Annotated in this window: 22 protein-coding genes and 1 tRNA gene; 18 read left to right on the forward strand and 5 right to left on the reverse strand. The window is 72.2% G+C overall.

Annotated elements, in window-relative coordinates; all coding sequences use genetic code 11:
- Positions 1-78: 78 nt before the first annotated feature.
- The gene (locus EDF42_RS16165) at positions 79-681 is read right to left on the reverse strand and encodes a vitamin K epoxide reductase family protein (RefSeq protein WP_260235540.1); all 603 of its coding nucleotides are present in this window, start codon (positions 679-681) and stop codon (positions 79-81) included.
- Between the two features lie 349 nt (positions 682-1,030).
- On the opposite strand from EDF42_RS16165, the gene EDF42_RS16170 reads away from it, so the two are divergent.
- Together EDF42_RS16170 and EDF42_RS16175 are read left to right on the forward strand one after the other, a co-directional pair.
- Entirely contained in the window at positions 1,031-3,904 is a 2,874-nt protein-coding gene (locus EDF42_RS16170; RefSeq protein WP_123673371.1) for an Rne/Rng family ribonuclease, read from the forward strand.
- Positions 3,905-3,906: 2 nt separating this feature from the next.
- Positions 3,907-4,845: a hypothetical protein gene (locus EDF42_RS16175; RefSeq protein WP_148067821.1), complete on the forward strand. Its 939-nt coding sequence runs from the start codon at positions 3,907-3,909 to the stop codon at positions 4,843-4,845.
- Positions 4,846-5,292: 447 nt separating this feature from the next.
- Here EDF42_RS16175 and EDF42_RS16180 read toward each other — a convergent pair whose 3' ends face one another.
- Positions 5,293-5,565 (reverse strand): DUF4031 domain-containing protein, encoded by a 273-nt coding sequence (locus tag EDF42_RS16180; protein ID WP_123313478.1) that lies wholly within the window; start codon positions 5,563-5,565, stop codon positions 5,293-5,295.
- Positions 5,566-5,744: 179 nt separating this feature from the next.
- On the opposite strand from EDF42_RS16180, the gene rplU reads away from it, so the two are divergent.
- From rplU to EDF42_RS16255, 15 genes are all read left to right on the forward strand, one after another.
- Entirely contained in the window at positions 5,745-6,053 is a 309-nt protein-coding gene (gene rplU / locus EDF42_RS16185; protein WP_111084536.1) for a 50S ribosomal protein L21, read from the forward strand.
- Between the two features lie 12 nt (positions 6,054-6,065).
- Complete coding sequence (gene rpmA / locus EDF42_RS16190) at positions 6,066-6,317, forward strand: 50S ribosomal protein L27 (RefSeq protein ID WP_071257351.1); 252 nt, start codon at positions 6,066-6,068, stop codon at positions 6,315-6,317.
- Between the two features lie 158 nt (positions 6,318-6,475).
- Positions 6,476-8,074 carry a GTPase ObgE gene (gene obgE, locus EDF42_RS16195; RefSeq protein WP_123673375.1) on the forward strand — a complete coding sequence of 533 codons (1,599 nt, stop codon included), beginning with the start codon at positions 6,476-6,478 and terminating at the stop codon, positions 8,072-8,074.
- Between the two features lie 7 nt (positions 8,075-8,081).
- Positions 8,082-8,900: a glutamate 5-kinase gene (gene proB / locus EDF42_RS16200; protein ID WP_228505024.1), complete on the forward strand. Its 819-nt coding sequence runs from the start codon at positions 8,082-8,084 to the stop codon at positions 8,898-8,900.
- Between the two features lie 76 nt (positions 8,901-8,976).
- A complete protein-coding gene (locus tag EDF42_RS16205; RefSeq protein ID WP_123673377.1) occupies positions 8,977-10,242 on the forward strand; it encodes a glutamate-5-semialdehyde dehydrogenase in 1,266 nt (421 codons plus the stop codon).
- A gap of 41 nt (positions 10,243-10,283) precedes the next feature.
- Positions 10,284-10,484, forward strand: coding sequence for a hypothetical protein (locus EDF42_RS16210; RefSeq protein WP_123341074.1), 201 nt, complete (start codon positions 10,284-10,286; stop codon positions 10,482-10,484).
- 10 nt (positions 10,485-10,494) lie between these two features.
- Positions 10,495-11,094, forward strand: a complete 600-nt coding sequence (gene nadD, locus EDF42_RS16215; RefSeq protein ID WP_111084540.1) for a nicotinate-nucleotide adenylyltransferase — start codon at positions 10,495-10,497, stop codon at positions 11,092-11,094.
- A complete protein-coding gene (locus tag EDF42_RS16220; RefSeq protein ID WP_123673379.1) occupies positions 11,091-12,614 on the forward strand; it encodes a hypothetical protein in 1,524 nt (507 codons plus the stop codon). Before nadD ends, EDF42_RS16220 begins: the two co-directional genes overlap by 4 nt.
- Positions 12,615-12,745: 131 nt before the next feature.
- Positions 12,746-13,120 (forward strand): ribosome silencing factor, encoded by a 375-nt coding sequence (rsfS, locus tag EDF42_RS16225; RefSeq protein ID WP_111084542.1) that lies wholly within the window; start codon positions 12,746-12,748, stop codon positions 13,118-13,120.
- A 108-nt stretch (positions 13,121-13,228) separates the two neighbouring features.
- Positions 13,229-13,304 (forward strand) — tRNA-Ala (locus tag EDF42_RS16230).
- Positions 13,305-13,382: 78 nt separating this feature from the next.
- Positions 13,383-14,306, forward strand: a complete 924-nt coding sequence (locus EDF42_RS16235; RefSeq protein ID WP_123673381.1) for an aldose 1-epimerase family protein — start codon at positions 13,383-13,385, stop codon at positions 14,304-14,306.
- Complete coding sequence (locus tag EDF42_RS16240) at positions 14,285-15,829, forward strand: anthranilate synthase component I family protein (protein WP_123673383.1); 1,545 nt, start codon at positions 14,285-14,287, stop codon at positions 15,827-15,829. Before EDF42_RS16235 ends, EDF42_RS16240 begins: the two co-directional genes overlap by 22 nt.
- Before the next feature lie 66 nt (positions 15,830-15,895).
- Positions 15,896-16,756, forward strand: a complete 861-nt coding sequence (locus EDF42_RS16245) for a hypothetical protein (protein ID WP_148067823.1) — start codon at positions 15,896-15,898, stop codon at positions 16,754-16,756.
- A 34-nt stretch (positions 16,757-16,790) separates the two neighbouring features.
- Positions 16,791-18,419, forward strand: coding sequence for a DNA polymerase Y family protein (locus EDF42_RS16250; RefSeq protein ID WP_123673573.1), 1,629 nt, complete (start codon positions 16,791-16,793; stop codon positions 18,417-18,419).
- Positions 18,420-18,441: 22 nt separating this feature from the next.
- Complete coding sequence (locus EDF42_RS16255) at positions 18,442-21,867, forward strand: error-prone DNA polymerase (protein ID WP_123673387.1); 3,426 nt, start codon at positions 18,442-18,444, stop codon at positions 21,865-21,867.
- Between the two features lie 58 nt (positions 21,868-21,925).
- Here EDF42_RS16255 and EDF42_RS16260 read toward each other — a convergent pair whose 3' ends face one another.
- A complete protein-coding gene (locus EDF42_RS16260; RefSeq protein WP_123341068.1) occupies positions 21,926-23,437 on the reverse strand; it encodes a cell wall metabolism sensor histidine kinase WalK in 1,512 nt (503 codons plus the stop codon).
- A complete protein-coding gene (locus EDF42_RS16265; RefSeq protein ID WP_111084549.1) occupies positions 23,434-24,111 on the reverse strand; it encodes a response regulator transcription factor in 678 nt (225 codons plus the stop codon). The genes EDF42_RS16260 and EDF42_RS16265 overlap by 4 nt, the downstream gene beginning before the upstream one ends.
- Positions 24,112-24,336: 225 nt before the next feature.
- On the opposite strand from EDF42_RS16265, the gene EDF42_RS16270 reads away from it, so the two are divergent.
- A complete protein-coding gene (locus tag EDF42_RS16270; RefSeq protein ID WP_111084550.1) occupies positions 24,337-24,675 on the forward strand; it encodes a hypothetical protein in 339 nt (112 codons plus the stop codon).
- A gap of 77 nt (positions 24,676-24,752) precedes the next feature.
- Here EDF42_RS16270 and EDF42_RS16275 read toward each other — a convergent pair whose 3' ends face one another.
- Entirely contained in the window at positions 24,753-25,826 is a 1,074-nt protein-coding gene (locus EDF42_RS16275) for an aromatic acid exporter family protein (RefSeq protein WP_123673575.1), read from the reverse strand.
- Positions 25,827-25,869 lie beyond the last annotated feature (43 nt).

A 25,869-nucleotide genomic window follows, 5' to 3' on the forward strand; every position in this document is an offset into this window, starting at 1 on the left:
GCCTGTGAAGCCCCCAGGAGTTCGGTGACACGTCATCGATGCGTCATGGACACCGCATCGGGGACGCCCAGCAGCAGATCAGAAGACCGTCAGGATGGTCGGGAACTTGATGATGATCGTCACGATGATGAACAGGTAGTTCGCCAGCGGGAACGCCCAGCAGAACGGGAGCAGTGCCCGGCCGACCCGCTGCGTGCGAGCACCGAAGCGGCCCTGCGCGGCGTTCCAGATCGTGAACACCCAGAACATCGGGATCGTCATCGACCACACGAGCATGCACCACGGGCACAGCGCGCCGATGAACCAGACGGTCTGGGTGAAGAGCCACGTCACGAAGACCCACGCCAGGAACACGCCGGCGTTGAACGCGATCCAGAACCACCGTGAACCGTTGCGGAAGCCCGCGAGCATCATCACCGCGACGGCGATCGGCGCGACGAAGCCCATCACTCCGAGCAGTGGGTTCGGGAACCCGAACAGGTGACCCTGCCAGCTCGCCATCACGTCCGAGCAGCTGATGAACGGGTTCACGTCGCAGGAGAGCACCGTGTCGGGGTCGGCGTACTTCTTGAACTCGTCGAGCACCAGGGAGAAGGACCCGTACAGGCCGACGAACCCGGTGATCAAGAGGAAGACGGCCATCACGATCGGACGACGGGGGGCAGGCGCTGACGTGCTCACGCCGTCATCATCGCATGCGGCTTCCGGTCCTTTCCGGGAGCGGCGTGCGATACTGGCCGGAGGTCGTGTGGGCAACTGCAGACCGAAGAGAGCTTTCCGGGCAGTGCCCCACGGGGCAGTGTCCGGACGATCAGGTGCGGTGAGAGCGCACCGTGGTCGGGACAGCGTCACTCCGACGCCGAGCCGACCCGGGCCGGGTGCCCGGACCGGAACGGCAGCGGACGCAACGAGAAGTTGACGCAGACCGATCACGAAGACAGCGAGCGCGGGGCGTCGACGCCACCGCCACAACCAAAGAATTCCCGCCGCCTGACAAGGGTGCGAGTGGGGCCGAGGAGTGCGCCAGTCCATGGTGGAGCAGAACAACGACAACACGACCAACGACGAGAACGCCCCGAAGCGTCGGACCCGCCTGTTCGGCGGACGCCGCGCCCGGTCGTCCGGCCAGCAGGTCGCGGCCGACGCCGTGCAGGTGCCGGCCGTCGACGAGCCCCTCGCACTGACGGACGGGGCACCGGCAGAAGCCGTGTCCGTCGCGGTCGAGGCCGTCTCCGCGCAGAGCGCCGAGCCGGACGACGTGAGCACGCTGACCGGCGACCTGCCGGTGGTCGAGGCCGAGCCGACCGAGCCCGCAGCCGACGTGGCGGAGCCGAGTGGTGCCTCCCGTCCGACCGGGACCGAGCCGACGGCCGAGGCGAGCGAACCCGCCGCCCCAGCCGAGCCGTTCGTCCCGAAGGCGACGAGCACGCTCAGCCTGATCTTCCACGCCCCCGTCCTGCCGGAGCTGCCGCGCCGTGCCGCGCGGTACGAGCGCGACGAGGACGACCGAGACGACCGCTACGAGCGCTCCGACCGCTCCGAGCGCGAGGACCGGTTCGACCGCGATGACCGGTACGACTCCGAGGACCGCGAGGAGCAGGGCGGATCTCGTCGGCGCTCGCGTCGTCGGGGGAGCAGCGCCGACCGCGAAGCCCGTGCGCCGCGCGAGCCGCGCGACCACCAGGAGCCCCGCCGCCGCGAGCCCGAGCTCATCACCGAGCCGCAGCGCATCAAGGGCTCGACCCGGCTCGAGGCGAAGAAGCAGCGTCGCCGCGACGGCCGTGACGCCGGACGACGCCGCCAGGTCGTGAGCGAGGATGAGTTCCTCGCCCGCCGCGAGAGCGTCGACCGCCAGATGATCGTGCGCTCCAGCTCGTCGACCATCGAGATCGGCGTGCTCGAGGACGGCATCCTCGCCGAGCACTACATCACCAAGTCCGAGAACGTGTCGCTGATCGGCAACGTCTACCTCGGCAAGGTGCAGAACGTCCTGCCCTCGATGGAGGCCGCCTTCGTCGACATCGGCCGCGGCCGCAACGCCGTGCTGTACGCCGGCGAGGTCGACTGGAACTCGGTCGACACCAGCCACGGCCGTCGCATCGAGGCCGCGCTCAAGCCGGGCGACAAGGTCCTGGTGCAGGTCACGAAGGACCCCGTCGGCCACAAGGGTGCCCGCCTGACCAGCCAGGTCTCGCTGCCCGGTCGCTACCTGGTCTACGTGCCGAACGGCTCGATGAACGGGATCTCGCGCAAGCTGCCCGACACCGAGCGTGCGCGCCTGAAGAAGATCCTGAAGGAGGTCCTGCCGGAGCACGCGGGCGTCATCGTGCGCACCGCTGCCGAAGGTGCGACCGAGGAACAGCTCACCCGCGACGTGCAGCGCCTCACCAGCCAGTGGGAGGCCATCCAGAAGAAGGTCGCCGGTGGCCAGGCCCCGGTGATGCTGCACTCGGAACCGGACCTGCTCGTCAAGATCGTGCGTGACGTCTTCAACGAGGACTTCACGAAGCTCATCATCGACGGCGAGGCCGCCGGCGGCACCATCGACGAGTACCTGTCGGCCGTCGCGCCCGACCTGAAGGACCGCGTCGTCCGCTACGAGGGCCCGGACTCCTTCGAGGAGTACCGCCTGAACGAGCAGATCGACAAGGCGCTCGACCGCAAGGTCTGGCTGCCCTCCGGTGGTTCGCTCGTCATCGACCGCACCGAGGCCATGACGGTCGTCGACGTCAACACGGGCAAGTTCGTCGGCTCCGGGGGCAACCTCGAGGAGACGGTCACGAAGAACAACCTCGAGGCCGCCGAGGAACTCGTCCGCCAGCTCCGCCTGCGCGACATCGGCGGCATCATCGTCGTCGACTTCATCGACATGGTGCTCGAGGAGAACCGCGACCTCGTGCTCCGTCGCCTGATCGAGTGCCTGAGCCGCGACCGCACGAAGCACCAGGTCGCCGAGGTCACCTCGCTCGGCCTCGTGCAGATGACCCGCAAGAAGATCGGCGTCGGCCTGCGCGAGTCGCTCGACGAGGTCAACGCGAAGGTCAACGACAACAACGCCGACCCGGGCCCGAGCAAGGGGCGTCGCAAGGGGCGCAGTGGTGCCGGCAACAACGGCAACGGTGGCAACGGCAACGGTGGCAACGGGCACGGCAACGGCGGGGGCAACTCCGGCGGTGGCTCGGGTTCCGGTTCGTCGAACGGGCAGTCGAGCCAGGCGCACCAGATCACCGACGACGTGAAGAGCGCGCTGTCGCGGATCGCCGCCTCGACGATCCCGCACGAGGACTCACCGGCATCGCCGACCTCGGCGGAGGCACCGGCTTCGGCCGACGTGCCCGCAGCGACGTCCGCGTCCGACGACTCCGGAGCGGGCGAACAGCCCACCGGGTCGAAGCGTCGGCGCCGTGGCGGCCGGGGTGGACGGAGCGGCGAGCAGGCGAACGCTGCCGCGACCGAGGCCACCGAGGTCACCGAGTCGGCGCCCGTCGCAGTCGAGGCGGAGACGGCTGTCGAGCCGAAGCAGGCCGAGCCGAAGCGCGACCAGCCGAAGCAGGCTGCCCCGAAGCAGGCGGTCGCCGAGGCTGCTGCTCCTGCCGCCGAGCCGAAGGCCAAGGCCCCGGCCCGCCGTCGGGTCAGCTCCAGCGCGACGGTGACCCCGACCGAGAACACGGTCGCGATCCTGGACATCCCGCTCAACGCCGCCCCGAAGCGCGAGCCGCGGCAGGTCGCCCCGGACGCCGAGTCGCTGTTGGACTCCGTGCTCCAGGCGCTGCCGGAGCCGAAGCAGCCGGGTCAGGGTCGTTCGCGGTCCCGCCGGGTGTCGTCGCCGAGCATCAGTGCGCCGGCCACGACCGAGGGTGCATCCGGCGAGGACACCGACGGCTCCGTCATCCTGGGGAACTGAGCGTGACGAACCCCGGTGACCCGCAGCAGGATCGTGGGTACTACGGTGCGGGCTGGCAGCAGCCCGCACCGCCCGGCCCCGGGGGAGCCGGCGGTTCCGCCCCGCCGTACGGTGGGCAGCCTGTTGGGCAGCCGCAGCCTGGTGGGCAGCCGCCGCACGGCGTCCAGCCCGCCGCCGGGGTGCCCTACGCCCCGCCGCGACCGCCCCGTGCGCCGGCCGATCCGCGTCGGGCCTTCGCGCCCGGCGCCTCGGTGAACAACACCGCCGGGGCGCTCATCGCCGTGGTGTCCCTCGTGCTGGTCGAGTTCGTGTCCGGCATCGTCGGGCTCATCGGGACGTCGCTCGTCGTCAGTCCGTTCGCGCACTACGGCGCGGGGGCCAGCCTGGTCGGCAGCTTCATCGCCTCGGTGTTCCTGGCGCCGTTCCCGTTCTACGCGGGGGCGTTCCTGGCGCTGGCGTTCCTGACGCCGATCGCCCGCCGCAGTCCGCTGCCGACCGTGCTGCTCCGTGCCGTGCTCGCCGGGGCTGCCGGGACGATCGCCCTCGCGCTCGTCGGTGTCTTCACGGGCGCGTTCGGTGCGATCACCTCGGGAGGGTCGCGCCTGGTCATCGACGTCGTCACGAACCCGCTCCGCAACGGCGTGCCGTTCACGGTGATGCTCCTGGCGAGCGCGACCGCGGCGTGGCTGTGGCTCGGGCGCCCGCGACGGAACCGTGGCGCCGCGCCGACGTCCGGCCTGCCGGCGACGGTGCGGCCCGCCGACGCCGTCCCGCCCGCGACCGTGCAGCCGGGGCCGCAGCAGCCGCAGCAGGGCCCGTACGGACAGGGTCTGGTCCAGCCGGACCCCCACGGGCAGTACGGCGGCCAGTACGGCGTACAGCCCCGTCCGGACCAGCAGCAGCCGCCGGCAGCCCCCTGGGGTGGTCCAGCGCCGCGCTGACCTCGCGTCGTCGCGCCTGCGGGCGTGTGATCGTGCGGGCGCTGCACGGTGCGAGGTTGACCACATGGTGCGGCCTTCGTGCCTCGCACCATGTGGTCAACCTCGAACGGTGCGCACGTGCGCGACCCGCGACCGCGGTCCTGCGAGGTCATGCGCGGTGCGGCATCCGCCTGTCGCTGCACCGTGCGAGGTTCTCGGGGCGGTGCAGCGGCCGCGGCACGGTGCGAGCCTCTGGCGACGCACCGTGCTGCCGACCCCGCACGCTGTGAGCAACCTCGCACCGTGCGCTTGCCCGAGACGCGGCCCCGCACCGTGCGACAGGACGGGCGTGGCGGGCGTGCGCCGGGCCTCCCGTCCGCACCGTGCGAGGTTCCGGACATCGTGCGAGCCGGCGTGCCCCGCACCGAGTCGGGAACCTCGCACCGTGCGTGCCGCGCGCGCGGCGCGTCAGTGGGCGCGCTTGTCGCGCTGCGCCACGCGCAGGCCGCTGCGGATGAGCCGCAGCACGAGCTCCCGGCCGGACACCGCAGAGGCCCCCGCGGCGACCAGTTCGTCGTACTTCGCGAGCGGCACGTCGTAGTGGTCGTGGTCGAACGCACGACGCGGCACACCGGCGCGTGCAGCGAACGCGTGGAGTTCCGCGTAGGATTCATCACTGACGAGGTGCGACCACAGAGTGTCGTGAGCGGGCCACGTCGGTGGGTCGATCAACACGGTCACCGTGCAATCGTACGTGTGTCGCCGTTTGACCGGACCCATGGGGATCGAGTATTCTCGATCCCTGGTGTCAGCGGGCCGTTCTGCCTGCGTCGCCGATCGGGCCCGGCCTTCCGGGAGCCGCTCGTGCAGAAGTGGGCACCCGAGACTTCCCTCAAGCAGAGTTACGTAAGGATTTCCACGTGGTTTACGCAGTAGTGCGCGCCGGCGGCCGTCAGGAAAAGGTCGAGGTCGGCACCATCCTGACCGTCGACCGTGTCAAGGCGGACGACAAGGGCAACATCGACCTCGCCCCCGTGCTCCTCGTGGACGGTGACAAGATCACGTCGGCGGCTTCCGAGCTCGTCAACGTGACCGTCACCGCCGAGGTGCTCGACGACCTGCGCGGTCCGAAGGTCATCATCCAGAAGTTCAAGAACAAGACCGGGTACAAGAAGCGCCAGGGTTTCCGCGCTGAACTGACCCGCGTCAAGATCACCAAGATCGCGTAAGGGAGTCAGCTCATGGCACACAAGAAGGGTGCGAGTTCCACTCGCAACGGTCGTGACTCGAACGCTCAGCGCCTCGGCGTGAAGCGCTTCGGTGGCGAGGTCGTCAACGCCGGTGAGATCATCATCCGCCAGCGTGGCACCCACTTCCACCCGGGCGCCAACGTCGGCCGCGGTGGCGACGACACGCTGTTCGCCCTCTCGGCCGGTTCGGTCGAGTTCGGCACCAAGGGTGGCCGCAAGGTCATCAACATCGTCAACGCGTAGTCGCGACGATCAGCTTCAGCGGGAGGGGCGGGCCGAGTGCCCGCCCCTCCTTCGCTTTTCCCGTCGACGGATCACGTCGGCACAACGCGCCGACGGATCACGTCGGCACAACGCGCTGACGCACCCCGTCGGCGCAACGATCTTCCAGGAGTGGAACCATGGCGACCTTCGTCGACCGCGTGACCCTGCACCTCAGCGCGGGGAAGGGCGGCAACGGTTGCGTCTCGGTCCGCCGTGAGAAGTTCAAGCCCCTCGCCGGGCCCGACGGCGGCAACGGCGGTGACGGCGGCGACATCGTGCTCGTGGCCGACCCGCAGGTCACCACGCTGCTCGGCTACCACCGCTCCCCGCACCGTTCGTCCAAGAACGGGCAGCCGGGCATGGGCGACCACCGCAGCGGCGTCAGCGGCGAGGTCCAGGAGCTCCCGCTCCCGATCGGCACCGTCGTGTACGACGAGGCCGGCGAGGTCATCGCCGACCTGACCGAGCCCGGCATGCGCGTCGTCGTGGCCCCCGGTGGACAGGGCGGCCTCGGCAACGCGGCGCTCTCCACCACCAAGCGCAAGGCCCCCGGCTTCGCGCTCCTCGGCACCGAGGGCTGGGCGGGTGACATCAGCCTCGAGCTGAAGACCATCGCCGACGTCGCCCTCGTCGGGTTCCCGAGCGCCGGCAAGTCCTCGCTCATCGCCGCGATCTCGGCCGCGAAGCCGAAGATCGCCGACTACCCCTTCACCACGCTCACCCCGAACCTCGGTGTCGTCGAGTCGGGCGAGAGCCGCTTCACGGTCGCGGACGTCCCCGGGCTGATCGAGGGCGCGTCCGAGGGCAAGGGCCTCGGCCTCGAGTTCCTGCGCCACGTCGAGCGCTGCGAAGCCCTGCTGCACGTCATCGACTGCGCGACGATGGACCCGGGCCGCGACCCGATCAGCGACCTCGACGTCATCCTCGGCGAGCTCGAGCGCTACCCGGTCCCCGAGGGCCAGGTGCCGCTGCTCGAGCGTCCGCAGCTCATCGCGCTCAACAAGATCGACGTGCCGGACGCCGCGGAGCTCGCCGAGTTCGTCACCGCCGAGCTCGAGGGCCGCGGCTACCGCGTGTTCCCGATCTCCACGGCGTCCCACAAGGGTCTGCGTGAGCTGACCTTCGCGTTGGCCGAGGTCGTCGAGCAGGGTCGTGCCAAGCGCGCGGCCGAGCCCGTCGTCGAGCGCATCGTCATCCGCCCCCGTGCCGTCAACGACCAGGGCTTCACGGTCCGTGCCGAGGGCGGCGAGGAGCACCGCTTCTTCCGCGTCCGCGGCGCGAAGCCGGAGCGCTGGATCCAGCAGACCGACTTCACCAACGAAGAGGCGATCGGCTTCCTGGCCGACCGGCTCGCGAAGCTCGGCGTCGAGGACGGCTTGTTCAAGGCCGGCGCGGTCGCCGGTTCGACCGTCGTGATCGGTGGCGACGGCGGCATGGTCTTCGACTGGGAGCCGACGCTCACGTCCACCGCGGAGCTCATCACGAGCGCGCGCGGGACCGACGCCCGCATCGGTGCGACCTCGCGTCCGACCCGCAACGAGCGTCGCGAGGAGTACTTCGAGCGGATGGACGCCAAGGCCGCTGCCCGTGCCGAGCTCGAACAGGAGCGTGTCTCCGGCCTCTGGGTGAACGACGAGGTCGTCACCAGCGACGACCTCGAGACCGGCGACCCCGAGGCCGGAGTCGAGACCGGCGTCGAGACCGGTGACTTCGAGACCAGCGACCAGAAGGACTGACCGCGGCATGACCGACACGACCGCCCGCACCGACCTCGGACCCGTCACCCGGCGAGAGGACATCCCGCGTGCGCGGCGGATCGTGGTCAAGGTCGGCTCGTCCTCGGTCAGCGGTGACGCCGCCGGCCAGATCGGTCCACTGGTGGACGCCCTGGCCAGCGCGTACGGCCGTGGCACCGAGGTCGTGCTCGTGTCGTCCGGTGCGATCGCGACCGGGTTCCCGTTCCTCGGGCTCGAGGGCCGTCCCGACGACCTCGCCACGCAGCAGGCCGCGGCGGCCACCGGCCAGAACGTCCTGATGTTCCGGTACCAGAAGGAACTCGACCGGCACCGGGTCGTCGCGGCGCAGATCCTGCTGACCGCCGGCGACCTGCAGAACCCCACGCACCGGGTCAACGCGCAGCGCGCCATCGACCGGCTGCTCGCCCTGCGGGTGCTGCCGATCGTGAACGAGAACGACACGGTCGCCACGCACGAGATCCGCTTCGGTGACAACGACCGGCTCGCTGCCCTGGTGGCTCGGCTGCTCGGTGCCGACGCCCTGGTGCTGCTGTCGGACGTCGAGGCCCTGTACACGAAGCCGCCGGAGCAGCCCGGCGCCGAGCGCATCGACGAGGTACCGTTCGGCGACGAGCTCGCCGGCGTCACCTTCGGCTCCGTCGGCAAGTCCGGCGTGGGGACCGGGGGAGCAGGCACCAAGGTCGCGGCTGCACGGCTCGCGGCCGAGGCGGGCACGTCGGTCCTGGTGACCGCCACGGCCCTCGTCGACCGCGCCCTGTCGGGCGAGCACGTCGGCACCTGGTTCCACGCCGCGCCGCGTCCCTGACACGGGTCGTCGACGGCTGACGGGAGGCGCTGGCCCCGTCCGTCACACGGGCTCGCGTCGGACCTAGAATCGGTCCATGTCGTCGATCGCGCCCGCCCCGACCCTGACCGACACGCTCGTGGCGGCCCGCACCGCCTCGTCGGCGCTGGCGACCGCGACGACGGCGGTCAAGGACGCCGCCCTGGTGGCGATCGCCGCCGGGGTCCGCGCAGCCACCGACGAGATCGTCGCCGCGAACCACGGTGACCTGGTCGCGGGCGAGGAGATCGGCCTGTCCTCCGGTCTCGTCGACCGCCTCCGGCTCGACCCCGCACGCATCGAGGCACTGGCCGCCGCGGTCGAGGACGTCGTCGGCCTGCAGGACCCGGTGGGGGAGCACCTGCGGGGCTCGCTCCTGCCGAACGGCCTGCAGCTCACGCAGGTGCGGGTGCCGTTCGGGGTCGTCGGCGCCATCTACGAGGCACGACCGAACGTCACGGTCGACATCGCCTCGCTCGCGCTGAAGTCGGGCAACGCGGTCGTGCTCCGTGGGGGATCCGCCGCCCAGCGGACGAACGCCGTGCTCGTGGCCCGCATCCAGGACGCCGTCGAGTCGGTCGGTCTGCCGCGCGAGCTCGTGCAGACCATCGACGAGTTCGGCCGTGCCGGCGCCACCGAGCTCATGCGCGCCCGCGGCCTGGTCGACGTGCTCATCCCGCGCGGCAGCGCCTCGCTCATCCAGACCGTCGTCACCGAGTCGCAGGTCCCCGTGATCGAGACCGGTGCCGGCGTGGTGCACGTGTTCCTCGACGCGTCGGCCCCCGAGCAGCGCGCCGTCGACATCGTCCTGAACAGCAAGGTGCAGCGGCCGAGCGTCTGCAACGCCCTCGAGACCCTGCTCGTGCACGAGCAGGCGGCCGAGCGGCTGCTGCCCGTGCTCGCGGACCGGCTCCGCGCCTCCGGCGTCACGCTGCGCGGCGACGACGCCACGCGGGCGATCGTGCCGGGCGTGCTGCGCGCCACCGACGAGGACTGGGCGACCGAGTCGATGGACCTCGACCTGTCGATCCGCGTCGTGTCGGACGTCGACGCCGCGATGGCGCACATCGCGCGCTGGTCCACCCACCACACCGAGTCGATCGTCACGAACGACGTCGACACGGCCGAGCGGTTCCTGGCGACGGTCGACTCGGCGGTCGTGATGGTGAACGCGTCGACGCGCTTCACCGACGGCGGGGAGTTCGGCTTCGGCGCCGAGGTGGGCATCTCGACGCAGAAGCTGCACGCGCGTGGCCCGATGGGGTTGCCGGAGCTCACGAGCACCAAGTGGATCGTGCGCGGGAACGGCCAGATCCGCGGCTAGACTGAACGGCGTCTTTCCCCGACCGAACGGAGCACCGAACGATGACCTTCCTCGCAGAAGCTGCGGAGCACGCCTCCGGGGCCCCGGCGTTCGTGTTCCCGATGGTCGGCGCGCTGTTCTTCATCTTCCTGGGCTTCGTCACCTGGAGCTTCCGCGACGTGGCCTACCGCCACTCGCAGAAGTTCGAGGCCACCCGCCACCACGAGACGGGTGTCGACGAGTTCGGTCACACCAAGAGCTGATCTGCACCCGATGCTCGAGAGCACCGGACGACCGCGCATCGGGGTGATGGGCGGCACGTTCGACCCCATCCACCACGGTCACCTCGTCGCGGCGTCCGAGGTCGCTCGGGCGTTCGACCTGGACGAGGTCGTGTTCGTCCCCACCGGTCAGCCGTACATGAAGTCCGGCGTCACGGATGCCGAGCACCGCTACCTGATGACGGTCATCGCGACCGCGTCCAACCCGATGTTCACGGTGAGCCGCGTCGACATCGACCGCCCCGGCCCGACGTACACGGTCGACACGCTCCGCGACCTGCACGAACAGCGGCCCGACGCGCAGCTCGTCTTCATCTCGGGCGCAGACGCCGTTCAGCAGATTGTCGACTGGAAAGACCATGATGGCCTCTGGGACCTCGCGCACTTCGTCGCCGTGACGCGTCCGGGACACGACCTGAGCATCAGCGGACTCCCCGAGCGAGACGTAAGCTTGCTCGAAGTCCCCGCACTGGCCATCTCGTCGACCGACTGCCGCGACCGGGTGAGACGTGGTTCCCCCGTCTGGTACCTGGTCCCCGACGGGGTCGTCCAGTACATCTCCAAGCACCACCTGTATCGGAGCGTTGCATGAGTTCGTCCGACGCGCAGCCGCCCCTGTCGCGGCGTCAGGCGCGCGAGCGGGAGCGTGCCGCAGCAGCCGGTTCGCAGCCCGCGACGCCGCCGCCGACCGTCGCCGCACCCACCGAGTCGACGGAACCCCGTCCTCGGCCCGGTTCGCACGTGGCACCCGCTCCCGGCGGTCCGGCCCAGTCCTCCGCTCCGGCGTCCGCCGCGACGGCGACGTCGGCACCGACCGGCACGCCGGCCTCGGCGCCCTCCGTGCCGGTGACCTCCGTCCCCGCGGCCGGGGTGTCGCCGTTCCCGCCCGCCTCGGCGACCGAGATCGTGCCCGGCAGCGGTGGTCTGACCCGCCGCCAGATCCGACAGCAGCGCGCCGCCGAGAACCAGGCGGTCCTGCCGGTCCCGCTGCAGAACCCCACGCCGCAGTCCTCCGACCGCACCGTCGAGGACGTCCTCGGCTCGGTCGACACCATCGAGCCGACCTCGGCGCCGCGCGCCGCGGACGCGCCGTCCGGTTCCGAGACCCCCACGGTGCTCGACGAGGCAGCGGTCGCCCAGGCCACCGAGGCCGACGGGTCGCCCGACGCGCTCGAACCGCTCGACGAAGCCGCTGCGCACGCCGAGGAGCCCCGGCGCCACCGGTCGACCTGGTCGCCGCCCGCCGACGACGGCGACGACGCATCCGACGCACAGCCCGGGTCCGGGTCCGCCGACGCGGCTCCCGCAGCGACGCCCAGCGACCAGACGGGCACCGACCAGACGAGCACCGGCCAGACCAGCACCGGTCAGACCAGCACCGACGCGATCGCTCCAGACGCACCGGTCGACGCCGCTGCGCCCGAGCACCCCTCGGCCACGTCGCTCCCGGGGATCCCCGACGGTGCGCCGTCGACCCCGGCGGTGTTCCCGCTGTCGCTCGACCCCGAGGACGACGACACCGACGACGACACCAACGAGGTGCCGATCCCGGAGCCCGCACGGACCGAGCCCCCGAAGGTCCCCGCGTCCTTCCAGCGGCCGGCCGAGCCGAAGCCGATGACGACGGCCTTCGAGCCGCCCGTCGGGCACTGGTCGCAGCAGGCGCACGGCTCGAACGACGCCGAGGTGCACGACGACTCGACCGGCACCCGCCGGATCGCGGTCACCGACACCAACGCGATCATCTTGCCGAACTCGGCCCTGGCCGACCCGACCGGAGCACTGAACGCGACGGGCGAGGTGATCCTCACCGGGTCCATCGACCTGCCCGCGTCGTTGTCCTCGACGGGGTCGCACCGACCGATCGACGGCGCCGAGGTCGACCGCCTGCTCGAGCAGCACGACGAGCAGCCGGAGACCGACGCCAGCCCGGTGCGCGCCAGCCGCGCGGTGTCCAGCCACACCTCGACCCGCCAGGTCGTCCTCGCCGCCGCGAAGCCGAAGGAGTCGCGCACGCCGCTCATCCTCGGTGTCACGGTCGGCGCCGTCGGTGTCGCCGCAGCCGCGGTCATCATCGTCGCGCTCGTCACGACCCACACCTTCGGCGGCTGACGCCCCGACCCGAACCACCGATCCCGACACCTGCGTCGGCCGCGGCCTGGCCGTGCGTCGGCGGGGTGGCTTATGATCGTGACCCATCAAGCGATCCGGCTCCCTGCCGGGTCGACGACCGGAAGGAATCCGTGACCGCCTCCACTCGCGCACTGGAACTCGTGCAGGCCGCCGCTCTCGCGGCGGACGCCAAGCAGGCCGAGGACCTCGTCGCGCTCGATGTGACCGGGCCGTTGCAGCTCACGGACGTGTTCCTGCTCGCAACCGGTCGGAACGAGCGCAACGTGCAGTCCATCGCCGATGCGGTCGAGGAGCGCCTCCTCGAGCTCGGCGCCAAGACCCTCCGCCGCGAAGGCCGGAGCGAGGGCCGCTGGGTCCTCATCGACGTCGGCGACATCGTGGTCCACGTCTTCCACGACGAGGACCGTCAGTACTACTCGCTCGAGCGGCTCTGGGCAGACTGCCCGACCATCCCGCTCGAGCTCCCGGTGGACCACACCGCCTGATCAGCGACGCGCCCGGGTGACGGCTTCGATTTCGTTGCCCGGCGTTCGCATGGTGTACGCTTCTATGGTGCCTCCGGGGAACCGGCCGGCACGGAAGCAACACAATCTGGGTCTGTGGCGCAGCTGGTAGCGCACCTGCATGGCATGCAGGGGGTCAGGGGTTCGAGTCCCCTCAGATCCACCAACAACCCCCGTCGTTCCCCGGAACGGCGGGGGTTTTCTCGTGGTGCGGGTGGCCGCACGTGCCCGATACGCTGAGCGCATGAGCAACGATGCGCCGCTGTCCGGAACCCCGCTGACGATCTCCGCCGCCGGGTACACGGCCGACATCGCCACGGTCGGTGCGACGCTGCGGACCCTGCGGCACGAGGGTCGCGACCTGATCGTGCCGTTCGCCGCCGACGAGGTCCGTCCGGCGTTCCGCGGTGCCGTCCTCGCTCCGTGGCCGAACCGCGTCGTCGACGGCGAGTACTCGTTCGGCGGTGTCGACCACGAGCTCGCGCTCACCGAACCGGCACGGCACCACGCCCTGCACGGACTGGTCGCCTGGACCGACTTCCGGGTCGAGGCGCAGGAGCCCGACCGCGTGGTGCTCGCCACCACCGTGCAGGCCCAGGCTGGCTACCCGTACCGCGTCGAGGTCCTGGTCGAGTACCGGCTGGACGACGCCGGGCTGCACACGACGATCACCGGCACGAACTCCGGCGCGGACGACGCCCCGTGGGGGACCGGCCCGCACCCGTACCTGGTCGCCGGCGCCGGCACGGTCGACGACTGGACCCTCACCCTGCCCGCGGCCGAGGTGCTCGAGGTCACGCCGGACCGGCTGATCCCGACCGACCTGGTCCCCGTGCACGACGAGTTCGACCTGCGCACCGCAACACGCATCGGCGACCGGTTCATCGACCACGCCTTCACTGGCTTCGACCGCGACGCCGACGGGGCAGCGACCATCGCCCTGACCGCGGCGGACGGCCGGGGTGTCCGCGCGACCTTCGGTCCGGAGTGCCCGTGGGTGCAGGTGCACACGGCCGACCACGTCGTCCCCGAGTACCACCGCGCCGGCCTGGCGGTCGAGCCGATGACGTGCGCCCCCGACGCCTTCAACGACGGTGTCGACCGCGGTCTCGTGGTGCTCGCCGCCGGTGCGTCCCATGCCGCCGCATGGACGATCTCCGCGATCTGACCGGTCCGTCGGCCGGCGCCCGCATCGAGGTCCGCCGGCTCGATCCGGTCCCCGACCTCGGCGCGCTGGCCGCCGCGGCCGACGGCGACCTCGTGTGGCTCGACTCCGCGCTGCCGGACGGCGCACCGGAAGCCGCTCGACCACGGGCACGATGGTCGGTGCTGACGTGGACGGACGGACCGTTCGCGGCCCGGTTCCGCCACCAGGACCGGCAGGCGTCCGTCGAGGTCGCCGCGCCCGCTGCCGGCTGGTTCGGCTCGTCGTCCTCCGACGACCGTCCGGCCTTCACCGTGCTGGCCGACCTCCTCGCGCGGACGCCGCAGCTGCCCGAGCCGATCGCCGGCTGCGGCTTCGCACTCGGCTGGGTCGGGTTCCTCGGGTACGAGCTCGGTCGCGAGTCCGGCGGCCCGGACCGCACCGCCGACGGCCACGCCGACGCCGACCTGCGGTTCGTGGACCGCGCCGTGGTCGTCGACCACACCGGCGACGCCTGGGCGCTGACGCTCGTCGCCGACGCGGAACCGGCGGCCAGCGCGCAGAACCGGGCGTGGCTCGAGACGGTGACCGGGTCGCCGTCGCCGGCCGACGTGGCGGACGCGGCCACGGGCCTCCCGGCCGGGGTGTCGTCAGCGGTCGGACGCACGTCGCGTGCTGACCACGAACGCGCCGTCGACGCGTGCCGCGCCGAGATCCGCGAGGGCAACGCGTTCCAGGTCTGTCTCACCACCTCCTTCTCCGTGCCAGGCGGGGGCCGGGAGGCCCGGGTCGGCCCCCGCACGGACCCGCACCTGTCCGAGTACCTCCGGATGCGGGCGTCGGACCCCGTCCCGTTCGGTGCGTACCTGCGGCTCGGCCCGCTGCGCGTGGCGAGCCGGTCGCCGGAGCGGTTCCTGCGGATCGCCGCGGACCGCACCGTGCTGGCGGAACCGATCAAGGGCACGCGGCGACGACTCGCCGACGCTGCCGCCGACGCGGCCGTGCGGGACGAACTCGCGGTGAGCGCCAAGGACCGTGCCGAGAACGTGATGATCGTGGACCTGCTGCGGAACGACCTGCTGCGGACGGCGATCCCCGGGTCGGTGCACGTCGAACGGCTGTGTGCGGTCGAGACCTACGCGAGCGTGCACCAGATGGTGTCGACGATCGGTGCGGTGCTGCCGTCGGGGACGTCGCCGGCGGACGTGGTGCGGGCGGCGTTCCCACCCGGGTCGATGACCGGCGCGCCGAAGATCAGCGCGATGGCGATCGCCGACCGGCTCGAGGGCGCGCCGCGCGGGGTGTACTCGGGGACGATCGGGTACTTCTCGGCGAGCGGGGCGGTCGACCTGTCGGTGGTCATCCGGACACTGGTGACGGTGGTGGACGCACCGGGCGGCGGGGTGGGGCCGGTCGAGGTCCGGTCGCGGACGCTCGGCGCCGGGGGAGCGGTGACGTGGTCGTCGGTGGCGGCGGACGAGGCAGACGAGGTCGTGACGAAGACGCGGTCCGTGCTCGGCGCGGTCGGTGCGGTGGCGACGTGGTGAGCTGACCGAACACCCGTTCGACCCGATTGTCCACGGATGTCGGACGCGATTGACATCATCGAACACATGTTCGAATATGAGGGCATGCAGACGGCGGCGGCACTCCGGTCGCCCGGCCCGGACCGGGTCGGGCGGGGTGGTGCTGCGCGCGGGGGTTCGGGTGCTGCGCGCGGGGGCGCGGGTGCTGCCCGTGGGGGCGGCGCGGGCGCTGCGGACCACCTCGGTGACGCCCGGGCGGCGCTCGACCGCATCACGTCCCTGCGGTCCCGGGTCACCGACATGGAGTCCACCCGTGTCGACACCGCCGGGCTCCCGACCGCCTCCGCTCTCGAACCCCTGCTGCCCGGCGGTGCGATCCGGGTCGGCGGCACCTACGCCGTCCCCGAGTCGGTGCTGCTCGCGATCACCATGCTGCAGGCGGCCTCGGCGGCCGGTGCGTGGTGCGCGGTCGTCGGGGTGCCGTCCTTCGGGATCGAGGCCGCGGCCGCTGCGGGGATCGACCTCGAGCGGCTCGTGCTCGTCCCCGATCCGGGCGACCAGTGGCTCGCGGTGACCGCGGCGATGGCCGATGTCGCCCAGATCGTGCTCACCCGGCCGCTCGGCCGGGTGGTGCCTGGAGACGTCGCCCGCCTGTCGGCCCGGCTCCGGCAACGCGGCGGGGCCCTCGTCGCGCTCGGGTCCTGGCCGGGAGCGGACGTCACGCTGCGGATCACGTCGTCGGTGTGGAGCGGCATCGGGCAGGGCCACGGGCACCTGACCGAGCGTCGTGCCACCGTGACGGCGACCGGTCGTGCGGGTGCGGTGCGCCCCACGAGCGCCGAACTGCTCCTGCCCGCGGCCGACGGCACGGTCCGGACGGCGACCTCCGTGCCGTCGGTGGGGTCCGGCGACACCCGGGTGCTGCGGCCCGTGGCGGTGGCGTCGTGATCGCGCCGGTCCTGCTGTGCGTGGCGGTGGCGTCGTGATCGCGCCGGGGCGTGTCCGGGCCGACGCGATCGCCCGCGGCGGGGCGCTGCCCGAGCCGCCACCGACCCGGACCATCGTGCTCTGGTGCCCGGACTGGCCGGTGATCGCGGCGGCCCGCGCGGCCGGGGCACCGCCGGAGCAGCCCTTCGCCGTGGTCGCGAAGGGCCTGGTGTTCGCGAGCTCCGCGTCCGCACGGCAGCACGGCGTCGTCCGGGGCCTCCGGGTGCGCGAGGCGCAGGCGCGCTGTCCGGAGCTCGTCGTGCACCCCTACGACGATGCGCTCGACCACCGCGCGTTCGAACCCGTCATCCGCGCGGTCGAGGCGGCCGTCCCCGGGGTCGAGGTACTGCGGCCCGGCACCCTCGCCCTGCGTGCCCGGGGACCGGCGCGGTACTACGGCGGCGAGCGGGCGGCCGCGGCGACCCTGGCGGGGATCGCGGCCGACCACGGTGCCCCGGCGGTGCGGGCCGGTGTGGCGGACACCCCGTTCGCGGCGGAGCAGGCAGCACGGGCCCGACCGGTGCGTCCCGGCGAACGGGTGCGGATCGTGCCGGTCTCCGGCTCGTCGGACTTCCTGGCGGCCCTGCCCCTCGGTGTGCTCGGCGACCCCGAGCTCGCGACGGTGCTCGACCGGCTCGGCATCACCACGCTGGGCGATTTCGCGTCGCTCAGTGACGAGCAGGTCCGCGACCGGTTCGGGGTCGCCGGAGCGTTCCTGCACCGGCTGGCCGGCGGACGCGACCCGCGGGAGATCTCGGCACGCGCGATCCCGCCCGAGCTCCGGATCGAGGCCGCCTTCGAGCCCCCGCTCGACCGCGCCGACCAGATCGCGTTCGCGTTCCGGCGCTCCGCCGACGACTTCGCCGCACGCCTCCGCGCCGCTGGGCTGGTCGCGACGACCATCCGGGTGGGGATCGTCGACGAGCGGGACATCCTGCTCGAACGCACGTGGGCACACCCCCGCTGGTTCGACGCCGCCGACGTCGTCGACCGGGTGCGGTGGCAGCTCGCCGGCGGGGTCGACCCGACCGGGCTCGAGGCCCCGGTCACCTCGGTCGTGCTCGAGCCGGTCGCCGTCGACGACATGGCGAACCACGAACGCGGACTCTGGGGCTCCGGGCCGGACGAGCGCGTGCACCACGGGCTGGCCCGGATCCAGGGCATGGTCGGGCACGACGGGGTGGTGAGCCCGCGGGCCGGTGGTGGTCGGACCCTGTCCGAGCGGGTGGTGCTCGTGCCGTGGGGCGACGCCCCACCCGGCGGCGAGCGTGCCCTGGCCACCGTGCGCGACCGACCGTGGCCCGGCAAACTGCCCGGGCCGCCGCCCGCCACCGTCCTCGAGCGTCCCCGGCCGGTCGACGTCGTCTCACGCGACGGCGCGAGCGTCGACGTCGACGACCGCGGTGTGCTGTCCGGCGCGCCCGAACGCTTCCGTGCCGAGGGGGACCGGGGCGGCGGGTTCGCACCCGTCACGGCCTGGGCGGGCCCCTGGCCGCTCGTCGTGCGGTGGTGGGAGTCCGGCGGCCGACGACTGCACCGGCTGCAGCTCGTCGACGCCGAGGGCCGTGCCTGGTACCTGGTGCTGGCGGACCACCGCTGGTGGGCGGAGGCGATCGCCACGTGAACCGATCCAGGAGCAGGACCTGATGGGCTACAGCAACCCACCCGTGCCGTGGTCGCAGTTCGAGCGCGCCCTGTCGGACAAGCGCAGTCCGGGGGCGGCGAAGGCCGGCGACGGCGGGGACAGCCCGGCGTGGTCGCGCAAGCGCGAGCCGTACGTGCCCACGGACCAGCCGGCGGCTGCGGACGACGGCCCTCCGGTCGTGCCGTACGCCGAGCTGCACGCGCACTCGGCCTTCAGCTTCCTCGACGGTGCCAGCCAGCCCGAGCAGCTGTTCGAGGAAGCCGCACGGCTGCGCCTGCACGCCCTCGCCCTCACCGACCACGACGGCTTCTACGGTGCTGCCCGGATGGCCGAGGTCGCCGAGGCGTACCCGCAGGTCGGCACCGTCTACGGCACCGAGCTCTCGCTGGGCCTGACCGAACCGCAGAACGGCGTCCCCGATCCCGAGGGCTCCCACCTGCTCCTGCTCGCCGACGGGCAGGACGGCTACCACCGGCTCGCGGGCGCGGTGACGAGTGCGCACCTCGCGGCCGGGTCCGAGAAGGGCAGCCCGCGCTACGACCTCGACGAGCTCGCGGGGCGGGCCGACGGACACTGGCGGGTGCTCACCGGGTGCCGGAAGGGCACCGTGCGGCAGGCGCTCGAGCAGGGCGGGGAGTCCGCTGCGGAGACCGCGCTGCGCGTGCTGCTCGACCGCTTCGGGCGCAGCAACGTCGTGGTGGAGCTCCTCGACCACGGCGACCCGCTCGACAGTGCGCGGAACGACGTGCTCGCGACCCTCGCCGAGCGGTACACGCTGCCCCTGGTCGCGACCGGCAACGTCCACTACGCCACCCCGGACCGCTTCCCGGTGGCGACGGCGCTGGCCGCGGTCCGGGCCCGGCGCAGCCTCGACGAGATCGACGGGTGGCTGCCGGCCGCCGACACCGCGCACCTGCGCTCCGGCGCCGAGATGACCCGGCGGTTCGGGCGGTACCCGGGGGCGATCGAGAACACCGTCACGCTGGCCGACGAACTCGGGTTCCGGCTGCGCACGGTCAAGCCCGGGCTGCCCGACCTCGACGTGCCGGACGGCCACACCGCGATGTCCTGGTTGCGGGAGCTCACCTGGACGGGTGCACGTCGGCTCTACCCCGGCAGCGCCGACGGCGTGGACCCGCAGAAGCGCGAGCGCATCGAACGCGAGCTCGCCGTGATCGAGGACAAGAACTTCCCCGGCTACTTCCTGATCGTGCGCGACATGGTGCAGTACGCCCGCGGCCGGGGGATCCTCTGCCAGGGGCGGGGCTCCGCCGCGAACTCCGCGGTCTGCTACCTGCTCGAGATCACCGCGGTGGACTCGATCCGCTACGGCCTGCCGTTCGAGCGGTTCCTGTCGGCGATGCGCGACGAAGAACCCGACATCGACGTCGACTTCGACTCGGACCGCCGCGAAGAGGTGATCCAGTACGTCTACGAGAAGTACGGCCGGTACAACGCCGCCCAGGTCGCGAACGTCATCACGTACCGCCCGAAGGGTGCCGTCCGCGACATGGCGAAGGCACTCGGCCACAGCCCGGGGCAGCAGGACGCCTGGTCGAAGCAGGTCGAGCGGTGGGGCTCGGTGACCGAGAGCCAGGACCACGACATCCCGCCGGCCGTCGTCGGGCTGGCGAGCGACGTCCTGGGCTTCCCGCGCCACCTCGGCATCCACTCGGGTGGCATGGTGCTCACCGACCGGCCGGTGGGCGAGGTCGTGCCGATCGAGCACGCGCGGATGGACGGCCGCACCGTGCTGCAGTGGGACAAGGACGACTGCGCCTTCATGGGGCTCGTGAAGTTCGACATGCTCGGCCTCGGCATGCTCGCGGCGCTGCAGTACTCGTTCGACCTGGCGGCGGAGCACTGCGGGGAACGCTGGGAGATGCACTCCATGCCGAAGGAGGAACAGGGCGTCTACGACCAGCTCTGCCGAGCCGACACCATCGGGGTGTTCCAGGTGGAGTCCCGCGCGCAGATGGGCACCCTGCCCCGGCTGCTCCCACGGCGGTTCTACGACCTGGTGATCGAGGTCGCCCTCGTCCGCCCCGGCCCGATCCAGGGCGGTGCCGTGCACCCCTACATCCGGCGTCGGACCGGCGAGGAACCGATCACGTACATCCACCCGTCGCTCGAACCGGTGCTCGAACGCACCCTCGGGGTGCCGCTGTTCCAGGAGCAGCTCATGCAGATGGCGATCGCGGTCGGCAACTGCTCGGGCGACGACGCCGACCTGCTGCGGCGGGCGATGGGGTCGAAGCGCGGCCACGAGAAGATCGACCGGCTGCGCGACAAGCTCTACGCGGGCATGTCGGACAACGGCATCCACGGCGAGGACGCCGACGCGATCTACGCGAAGATTCAGGCGTTCGCGAACTTCGGCTTCGCGGAGAGCCACTCGATCAGCTTCGCCCTGATCGTCTACGCGAGCGCCTGGATGCGCCTGCACTACCCGGGGGCGTTCCTGGCCGCGCTGCTCCGGGCGCAGCCGATGGGGTTCTACTCACCGCAGACCCTGGTCGCCGACGCCCGTCGGCACGGCGTCCAGGTGCTCCGACCGGACATCCTGCGCTCCGGTGTCGACGCGACGCTCGAACCGCTCGGCGACGACCAGGTGGTGCCCCCGTGCGGTGACGACGCCTGCCTGCACACCGAGCAGCCGCCGGTGCTGCCCTTCGACAAGGCACTGCCCGACGACACCGCACGGCACCGCCGCGACGGCGCGTTCGCGGTCCGGCTCGGACTCGCCGAGGTCGCCTCGCTCAGCCGGAAGAGCGCCGAGAAGATCGTCGCCGAGCGTGACGCGAACGGTCCCTTCGTCGACATGTCCGACCTGGCCCGCCGGGTGGGGCTGACGACGGCGCAGCTCGAGGCGCTCGCCGCAGCCGACGCCTTCGCCCCGTTCGACATCGACCGCCGCGGGGCGATGTGGTCGGCGGCGCAGGCCGCTGCGGAGCGCGCTGACCAGCTGCCGGACACGCAGGTCGTCGTCCAACCGCCGCTGTTCGGGCAGATGACGAGCGGCGACGTCCTGATCGCCGACATGTGGTCGACGGGCATGACGACCGACGACCACCCCGTCCGGCACGTGCGCGACCGGCTCGCCGCCCGCCGGGTGCTCAGCGTGCAGGACACCGCGACGGCCGAGACCGGGCGGCGGGTCGAGATCGGCGGGATCGTCACGCACCGGCAGCGTCCGGCGACGGCGTCGGGGATCACGTTCATGAACGTCGAGGACGAGACCGGGCTGGTCAACGTCATCTGCAGCGTCGGGGTGTGGGGGCGGTACCGCCGGGTTGCCCGGGAATCCCCGGCGGTGATCGTCCGCGGCATCCTCGAGCGCTCGCCCGACGGCGTGGTCAACCTGGTGGCTGACCGGATCGAGCACCTGTCGCTGTCCGTGCGCACGCGGTCGCGGGACTTCCAGTGAGTGGTCGGGGGCGGCGGTCCGCGCGCGGCGGGCGGCGGGCGGCGGAGTAGGCGCGCGGCTACTCGACCTCGGGCAGTCGCACCGTGACCTCGAGCCCGCCGGAGCGCACGTTCCGCAGCGACGCCGTCCCACCGGCGCGCTCGGCCACCGCACGGACGATCGCGAGCCCCAGGCCGGATCCACCCGGCAGGGCGATCGCACCGGTGGCCGGGTCGGGGTTCGGGCGCGACTTCCGTGCCTCGTCCGGTCGGGTGAACCGGTCGAACGCCACCGGGATGAACGACTCGGGGACACCGGGGCCGTCGTCGGTGACCTGCAGGACACCCTCGCCGCCGGTGCTGCGCCAGGACACGAAGATGCCGCCACCGCGGGGGAGCGCCGACACCGCGTTGCCCGCGATGTTCGTGACGAGCTGCGCCATGCCGCCGGTGTCGAGCCGGTAGCGGGGCTCGTGGGTCCCACCGCCGATGCCGGGCCCGGAGCCACCGACGCCCACCGGGGCCTCGAGGTCGAAGTCGACGGTGACGTCCTTGGCTGACGCGATGAGCCGGACCCGGTCGACGGCCGCCATGACCTCGTCACCGAGGTCGGACCAGGCGGTCTCCGGGCGCTGGTCGCCGTCCTGTTCCAGCCGTTCGGACTCCTCGATCCGCGACAGCGCGAGCAGGTCGTTCGCCAACCGGGAGAGCCGGGCGACGCTGTGCTTGGCGCGCTCGATGTGGGCGGCCAGGGCAGCGGCGTCGTCACCGTCGAGCGACGCCAGGTCGAGCTGGGTGGTCAGGATGGCGAGCGGTGTGCGGAGCTCGTGGCTGGCGTCGGACACCATCTGCCGTTCCCGCTCGGTGGCCTGGCGCGTGCGGGCGAGGAAGGCGTTGAGGGTCGTGGCGAGGGACGCGAGTTCGTCCTGCGCGGGCCCGACGGGCAGCTCGGCCCGTTCGGGCGCGACGGACAGCCGCTCGGCCTCACGGCGCATGCGGTTGACGGGACGGAGTGCCGCGGTCGCCAGGATCCACGAGGCGATGCCGAAGGCGAGCAGGATCGCGACGCCCGTGAGCGACAGGGTCGAGGTGAGGTCGTCGACCACGATCGCCTCGGCCTGCGAGTTCCGGGCGGCGACGACCGTCCACCGGCCGGCCTGGTTCACGGGGTGTTCGACCACTACGCGGTACTCGGACCCGGACACCCGGATGATCGAGGTGCCGGCCGCCGTGGAGGTCAGGCTGCCGAGGGCGCTCTCCACGCGGGTGGGCATCGTCGAGAGCACGATGTCTCCGGACGGTGAGACCACGGCGACGAGCTGCGCGTTGCCCGGCGGGGACAGGTCGGGATCACTGTCCACCTCGAGCGTGGCGACGTAGGGGTCGGCGTCGGCGTCCAGCAGGGTCCGGGTCGCACTCGCGACGACGCTGACCACCTGGAACCGCATCACCAGCACGAGCAGCACGATCACGACCGCGGCGATCGCCGTCGAGCCGATCGTGATCCGTGCCCGCAGCGACAGCAGGCGCAGGGGGCGGACCAGACCGCGTCGTGGGCGGTCCGGCCCCGGGCGAGCGGAGGCCCCGCTCACGCCCCGAGCAGATCCAGGCGGTACCCGCGGCCGCGCACGGTGGCGATCGCGACGGTGGCCTCGTGGGCAACGAGCTTCTTGCGGAGGTACGAGATGTACTGCTCGACGACGTTCGGGTCGACGTGCTGCGAGCCGTCCCAGACCTCTTCGAGGATCTTCGGCCGGTCGACCACGCTGCCGGCGGAGCGCGCGAGCAGGCGGAGCAGCGCGAACTCGGTCGGGCTGACGGCGACGCGCTGGCCCTTGATCGAGATGCGACGGGCCTCGGAGTCGATCGAGACGTCGCCGACCTCGATCGTTCGAGGTGCCCCGGCGGACTCGCGGCGACCGAGGGCGCGGAGCCTGGCGGTGAGCTCGGCGAACGCGAACGGCTTGGTGAGGTAGTCGTCCGCCCCGGCGTCGAGGCCGAACACGCGGTCGTCCACGGCGTCGCGCGCGGTGACGAGCAGGATCCGCACGGGGTCCTCGCGCTCGCGGATCCGTCGTGCGAGCTCGAACCCGGACATGCCGGGCATCATCACGTCCACGACGGCCAGGTCGAACGCCTGCTCGCCGAGGGCGATGAGCGCCTCGACCCCGTTCTCCACCGCCGTCACGCGGTACCCCTCGGCAGCGAGACCGCGCTCCATCAGGGCACGCATCTCATCGTCGTCCTCGACCACCAACAGCCGCATAGTGGACCTCCTCGGACCCATCGTGGCATCGAACGGGCGCGGAGGGCCGATGCCCGGGCCGAACTCACTGAATCTCGTCACAGGAGCGGGTACCGTGGCTGCCAGGCCACCGGGCAGAACGGTCTGTCCCGCGTTCTAGGGACATGAGGACTTCTTGCTTCATTGGTAGGATCACCTGGCGGACAGCGCTTACCCGAAGGGCGGTCCGTTGCACCAGGGGGCACCATGAACGACCCGATCGACCACGCGTCCGTCGACCACCCGTCCGTCGACCACCCGGCCATCGTCCGTCTCCGCGCGGAGCTCGACGCCGCGTGGAAGGGCATCGGTGCGCTCGGCCAGATGGAGGGCGTCCGCCGCGACCGCGTGGTCGCCGAACTGCGGACGGCCGTCCCCGATGTGGCGAGCCGCGCGGCGCGCGAGGTCGGCACCGAGGCCGTCGTCGCGGAGATCAGCCGGTTCGCCGATGTCGGCGTTCCCGGCACCGACCCCGCCGTGCCGGCCGCGGTGATCTGGGACGACGTCGTGCAGACGGCGGCCGAAGCCGCACGCGCCACGCGCTGACCAGCACTGGCACGCCGCGCCCGACCGGCGCTGGCACGCCGCGACCGACCGGCGCTGGCACGCCGCGTCGACCGGCGTCAGTCGTCCTCGCCGAGCAGCTCCTCGCGCACGCGTCGGACGTCCTCGAGCAGAGCGCCGATGAGCACCCAGTGCCGTGAGTTCGGTCGGACGATCTCCATCGGCGCGGTCAGCGCGGGTTCGGCGGTCGACCCGCCGGCATCGTCCCGACCGGCACCCGCGGCGAACGACGGGTCCAGCTGTGTCGACTCGACCCGGGCGCTCAGCGCGCGGACGTCCGAGCCGATCCGGGCCACCTCGGTCGCGATGCCGCCGACCACCGGGTCGGCGCGCAGGTCTGGTGCGGTGTTGTCGTGGATCGCCCGGGTCATGCCGGTGACGCGCGTGACCAGGACGCGCAGGTGCTCGGTGATGGCGACGTCGCGGTCGAGGATCGTGCGGTGCCGGCCGCCTCGTGGGTTCATCGTCAGGGACTCGCGAGCCGCGTTCAGTGATGCCTCGGTCTTCGCGTGCTGCTGCCGGAGCGCGCGGGCCCGCACCAAGGCGTCCTGCCAGCGGTCGCGGTCCCACCCCTCGGTCAGGCCGATCGCGACGCGTTCGAAGGCCACGGCGGTGTCGCGGGCGAGTCGGGCGACGGCGAGGTGCGCGGGCTCGAGCAGGACCGGCGGGATGATCAGGGCGTTCACGACGAGGGCGACGACCGCACCGATCACGGTCTCGAGGATCCGGTCGGCCGAGTAGTTCGGCGTGACGACCCCCGCGGTGAGCACGAGCATCCCGCTGATGCTGACCTGGGTCGCCGAGGTCGGGGTCAGCCGGAGCACCCAGGCGATGAGGATGGCGAGCACGACCACGAGCAGGACGACCCACACCGAGTCGCCGAGCAGCAGGTGGAACCCGGTGGCGAGCAGCACGCCGAGCACGACCCCGGCGCTCCGCTCGAGGCCCTTGACGAACGACTGGTTGATGCTCGGCTGCACGACGAGCAGCGCGGCGATCGCGGCGAAGGTCGGGAACGGTCCCTGGATCAGCAGCCGGCACAGCAGCACCGCCGCGACGACCGCGACCGCGGTCTTCACGACCTGCAGGAACGGCGTGCGACTGGAGCTGCGGAGACGCGCGACCGGGTTCACCTCGACCACGCTAGCCACCGCCCGCACGCCGAGCCGTGCACGA

It is taken from the genome of Curtobacterium sp. PhB172, from assembly GCF_003752545.1.
GTDB lineage: Bacteria > Actinomycetota > Actinomycetes > Actinomycetales > Microbacteriaceae > Curtobacterium.

Bases quoted from the DNA above. Each gene is read 5' to 3' on its own strand.
- nadD (WP_111084540.1), top strand. From the start codon at position 10,495: ATGCTCGAGAGCACCGGACGACCGCGCATCGGGGTGATGGGCGGCACG.
- EDF42_RS16240 (WP_123673383.1), top strand. From the start codon at position 14,285: ATGGACGATCTCCGCGATCTGACCGGTCCGTCGGCCGGCGCCCGCATC.
- EDF42_RS16245 (WP_148067823.1), top strand. From the start codon at position 15,896: ATGTTCGAATATGAGGGCATGCAGACGGCGGCGGCACTCCGGTCGCCC.
- EDF42_RS16265 (WP_111084549.1), bottom strand. From the start codon at position 24,111: ATGCGGCTGTTGGTGGTCGAGGACGACGATGAGATGCGTGCCCTGATG.
- EDF42_RS16170 (WP_123673371.1), top strand. From the start codon at position 1,031: ATGGTGGAGCAGAACAACGACAACACGACCAACGACGAGAACGCCCCG.
- EDF42_RS16210 (WP_123341074.1), top strand. From the start codon at position 10,284: ATGACCTTCCTCGCAGAAGCTGCGGAGCACGCCTCCGGGGCCCCGGCG.
- EDF42_RS16220 (WP_123673379.1), top strand. From the start codon at position 11,091: ATGAGTTCGTCCGACGCGCAGCCGCCCCTGTCGCGGCGTCAGGCGCGC.
- proB (WP_228505024.1), top strand. From the start codon at position 8,082: ATGACCGACACGACCGCCCGCACCGACCTCGGACCCGTCACCCGGCGA.
- EDF42_RS16205 (WP_123673377.1), top strand. From the start codon at position 8,977: ATGTCGTCGATCGCGCCCGCCCCGACCCTGACCGACACGCTCGTGGCG.
- EDF42_RS16235 (WP_123673381.1), top strand. From the start codon at position 13,383: ATGAGCAACGATGCGCCGCTGTCCGGAACCCCGCTGACGATCTCCGCC.
- rpmA (WP_071257351.1), top strand. From the start codon at position 6,066: ATGGCACACAAGAAGGGTGCGAGTTCCACTCGCAACGGTCGTGACTCG.
- EDF42_RS16270 (WP_111084550.1), top strand. From the start codon at position 24,337: ATGAACGACCCGATCGACCACGCGTCCGTCGACCACCCGTCCGTCGAC.
- EDF42_RS16255 (WP_123673387.1), top strand. From the start codon at position 18,442: ATGGGCTACAGCAACCCACCCGTGCCGTGGTCGCAGTTCGAGCGCGCC.
- obgE (WP_123673375.1), top strand. From the start codon at position 6,476: ATGGCGACCTTCGTCGACCGCGTGACCCTGCACCTCAGCGCGGGGAAG.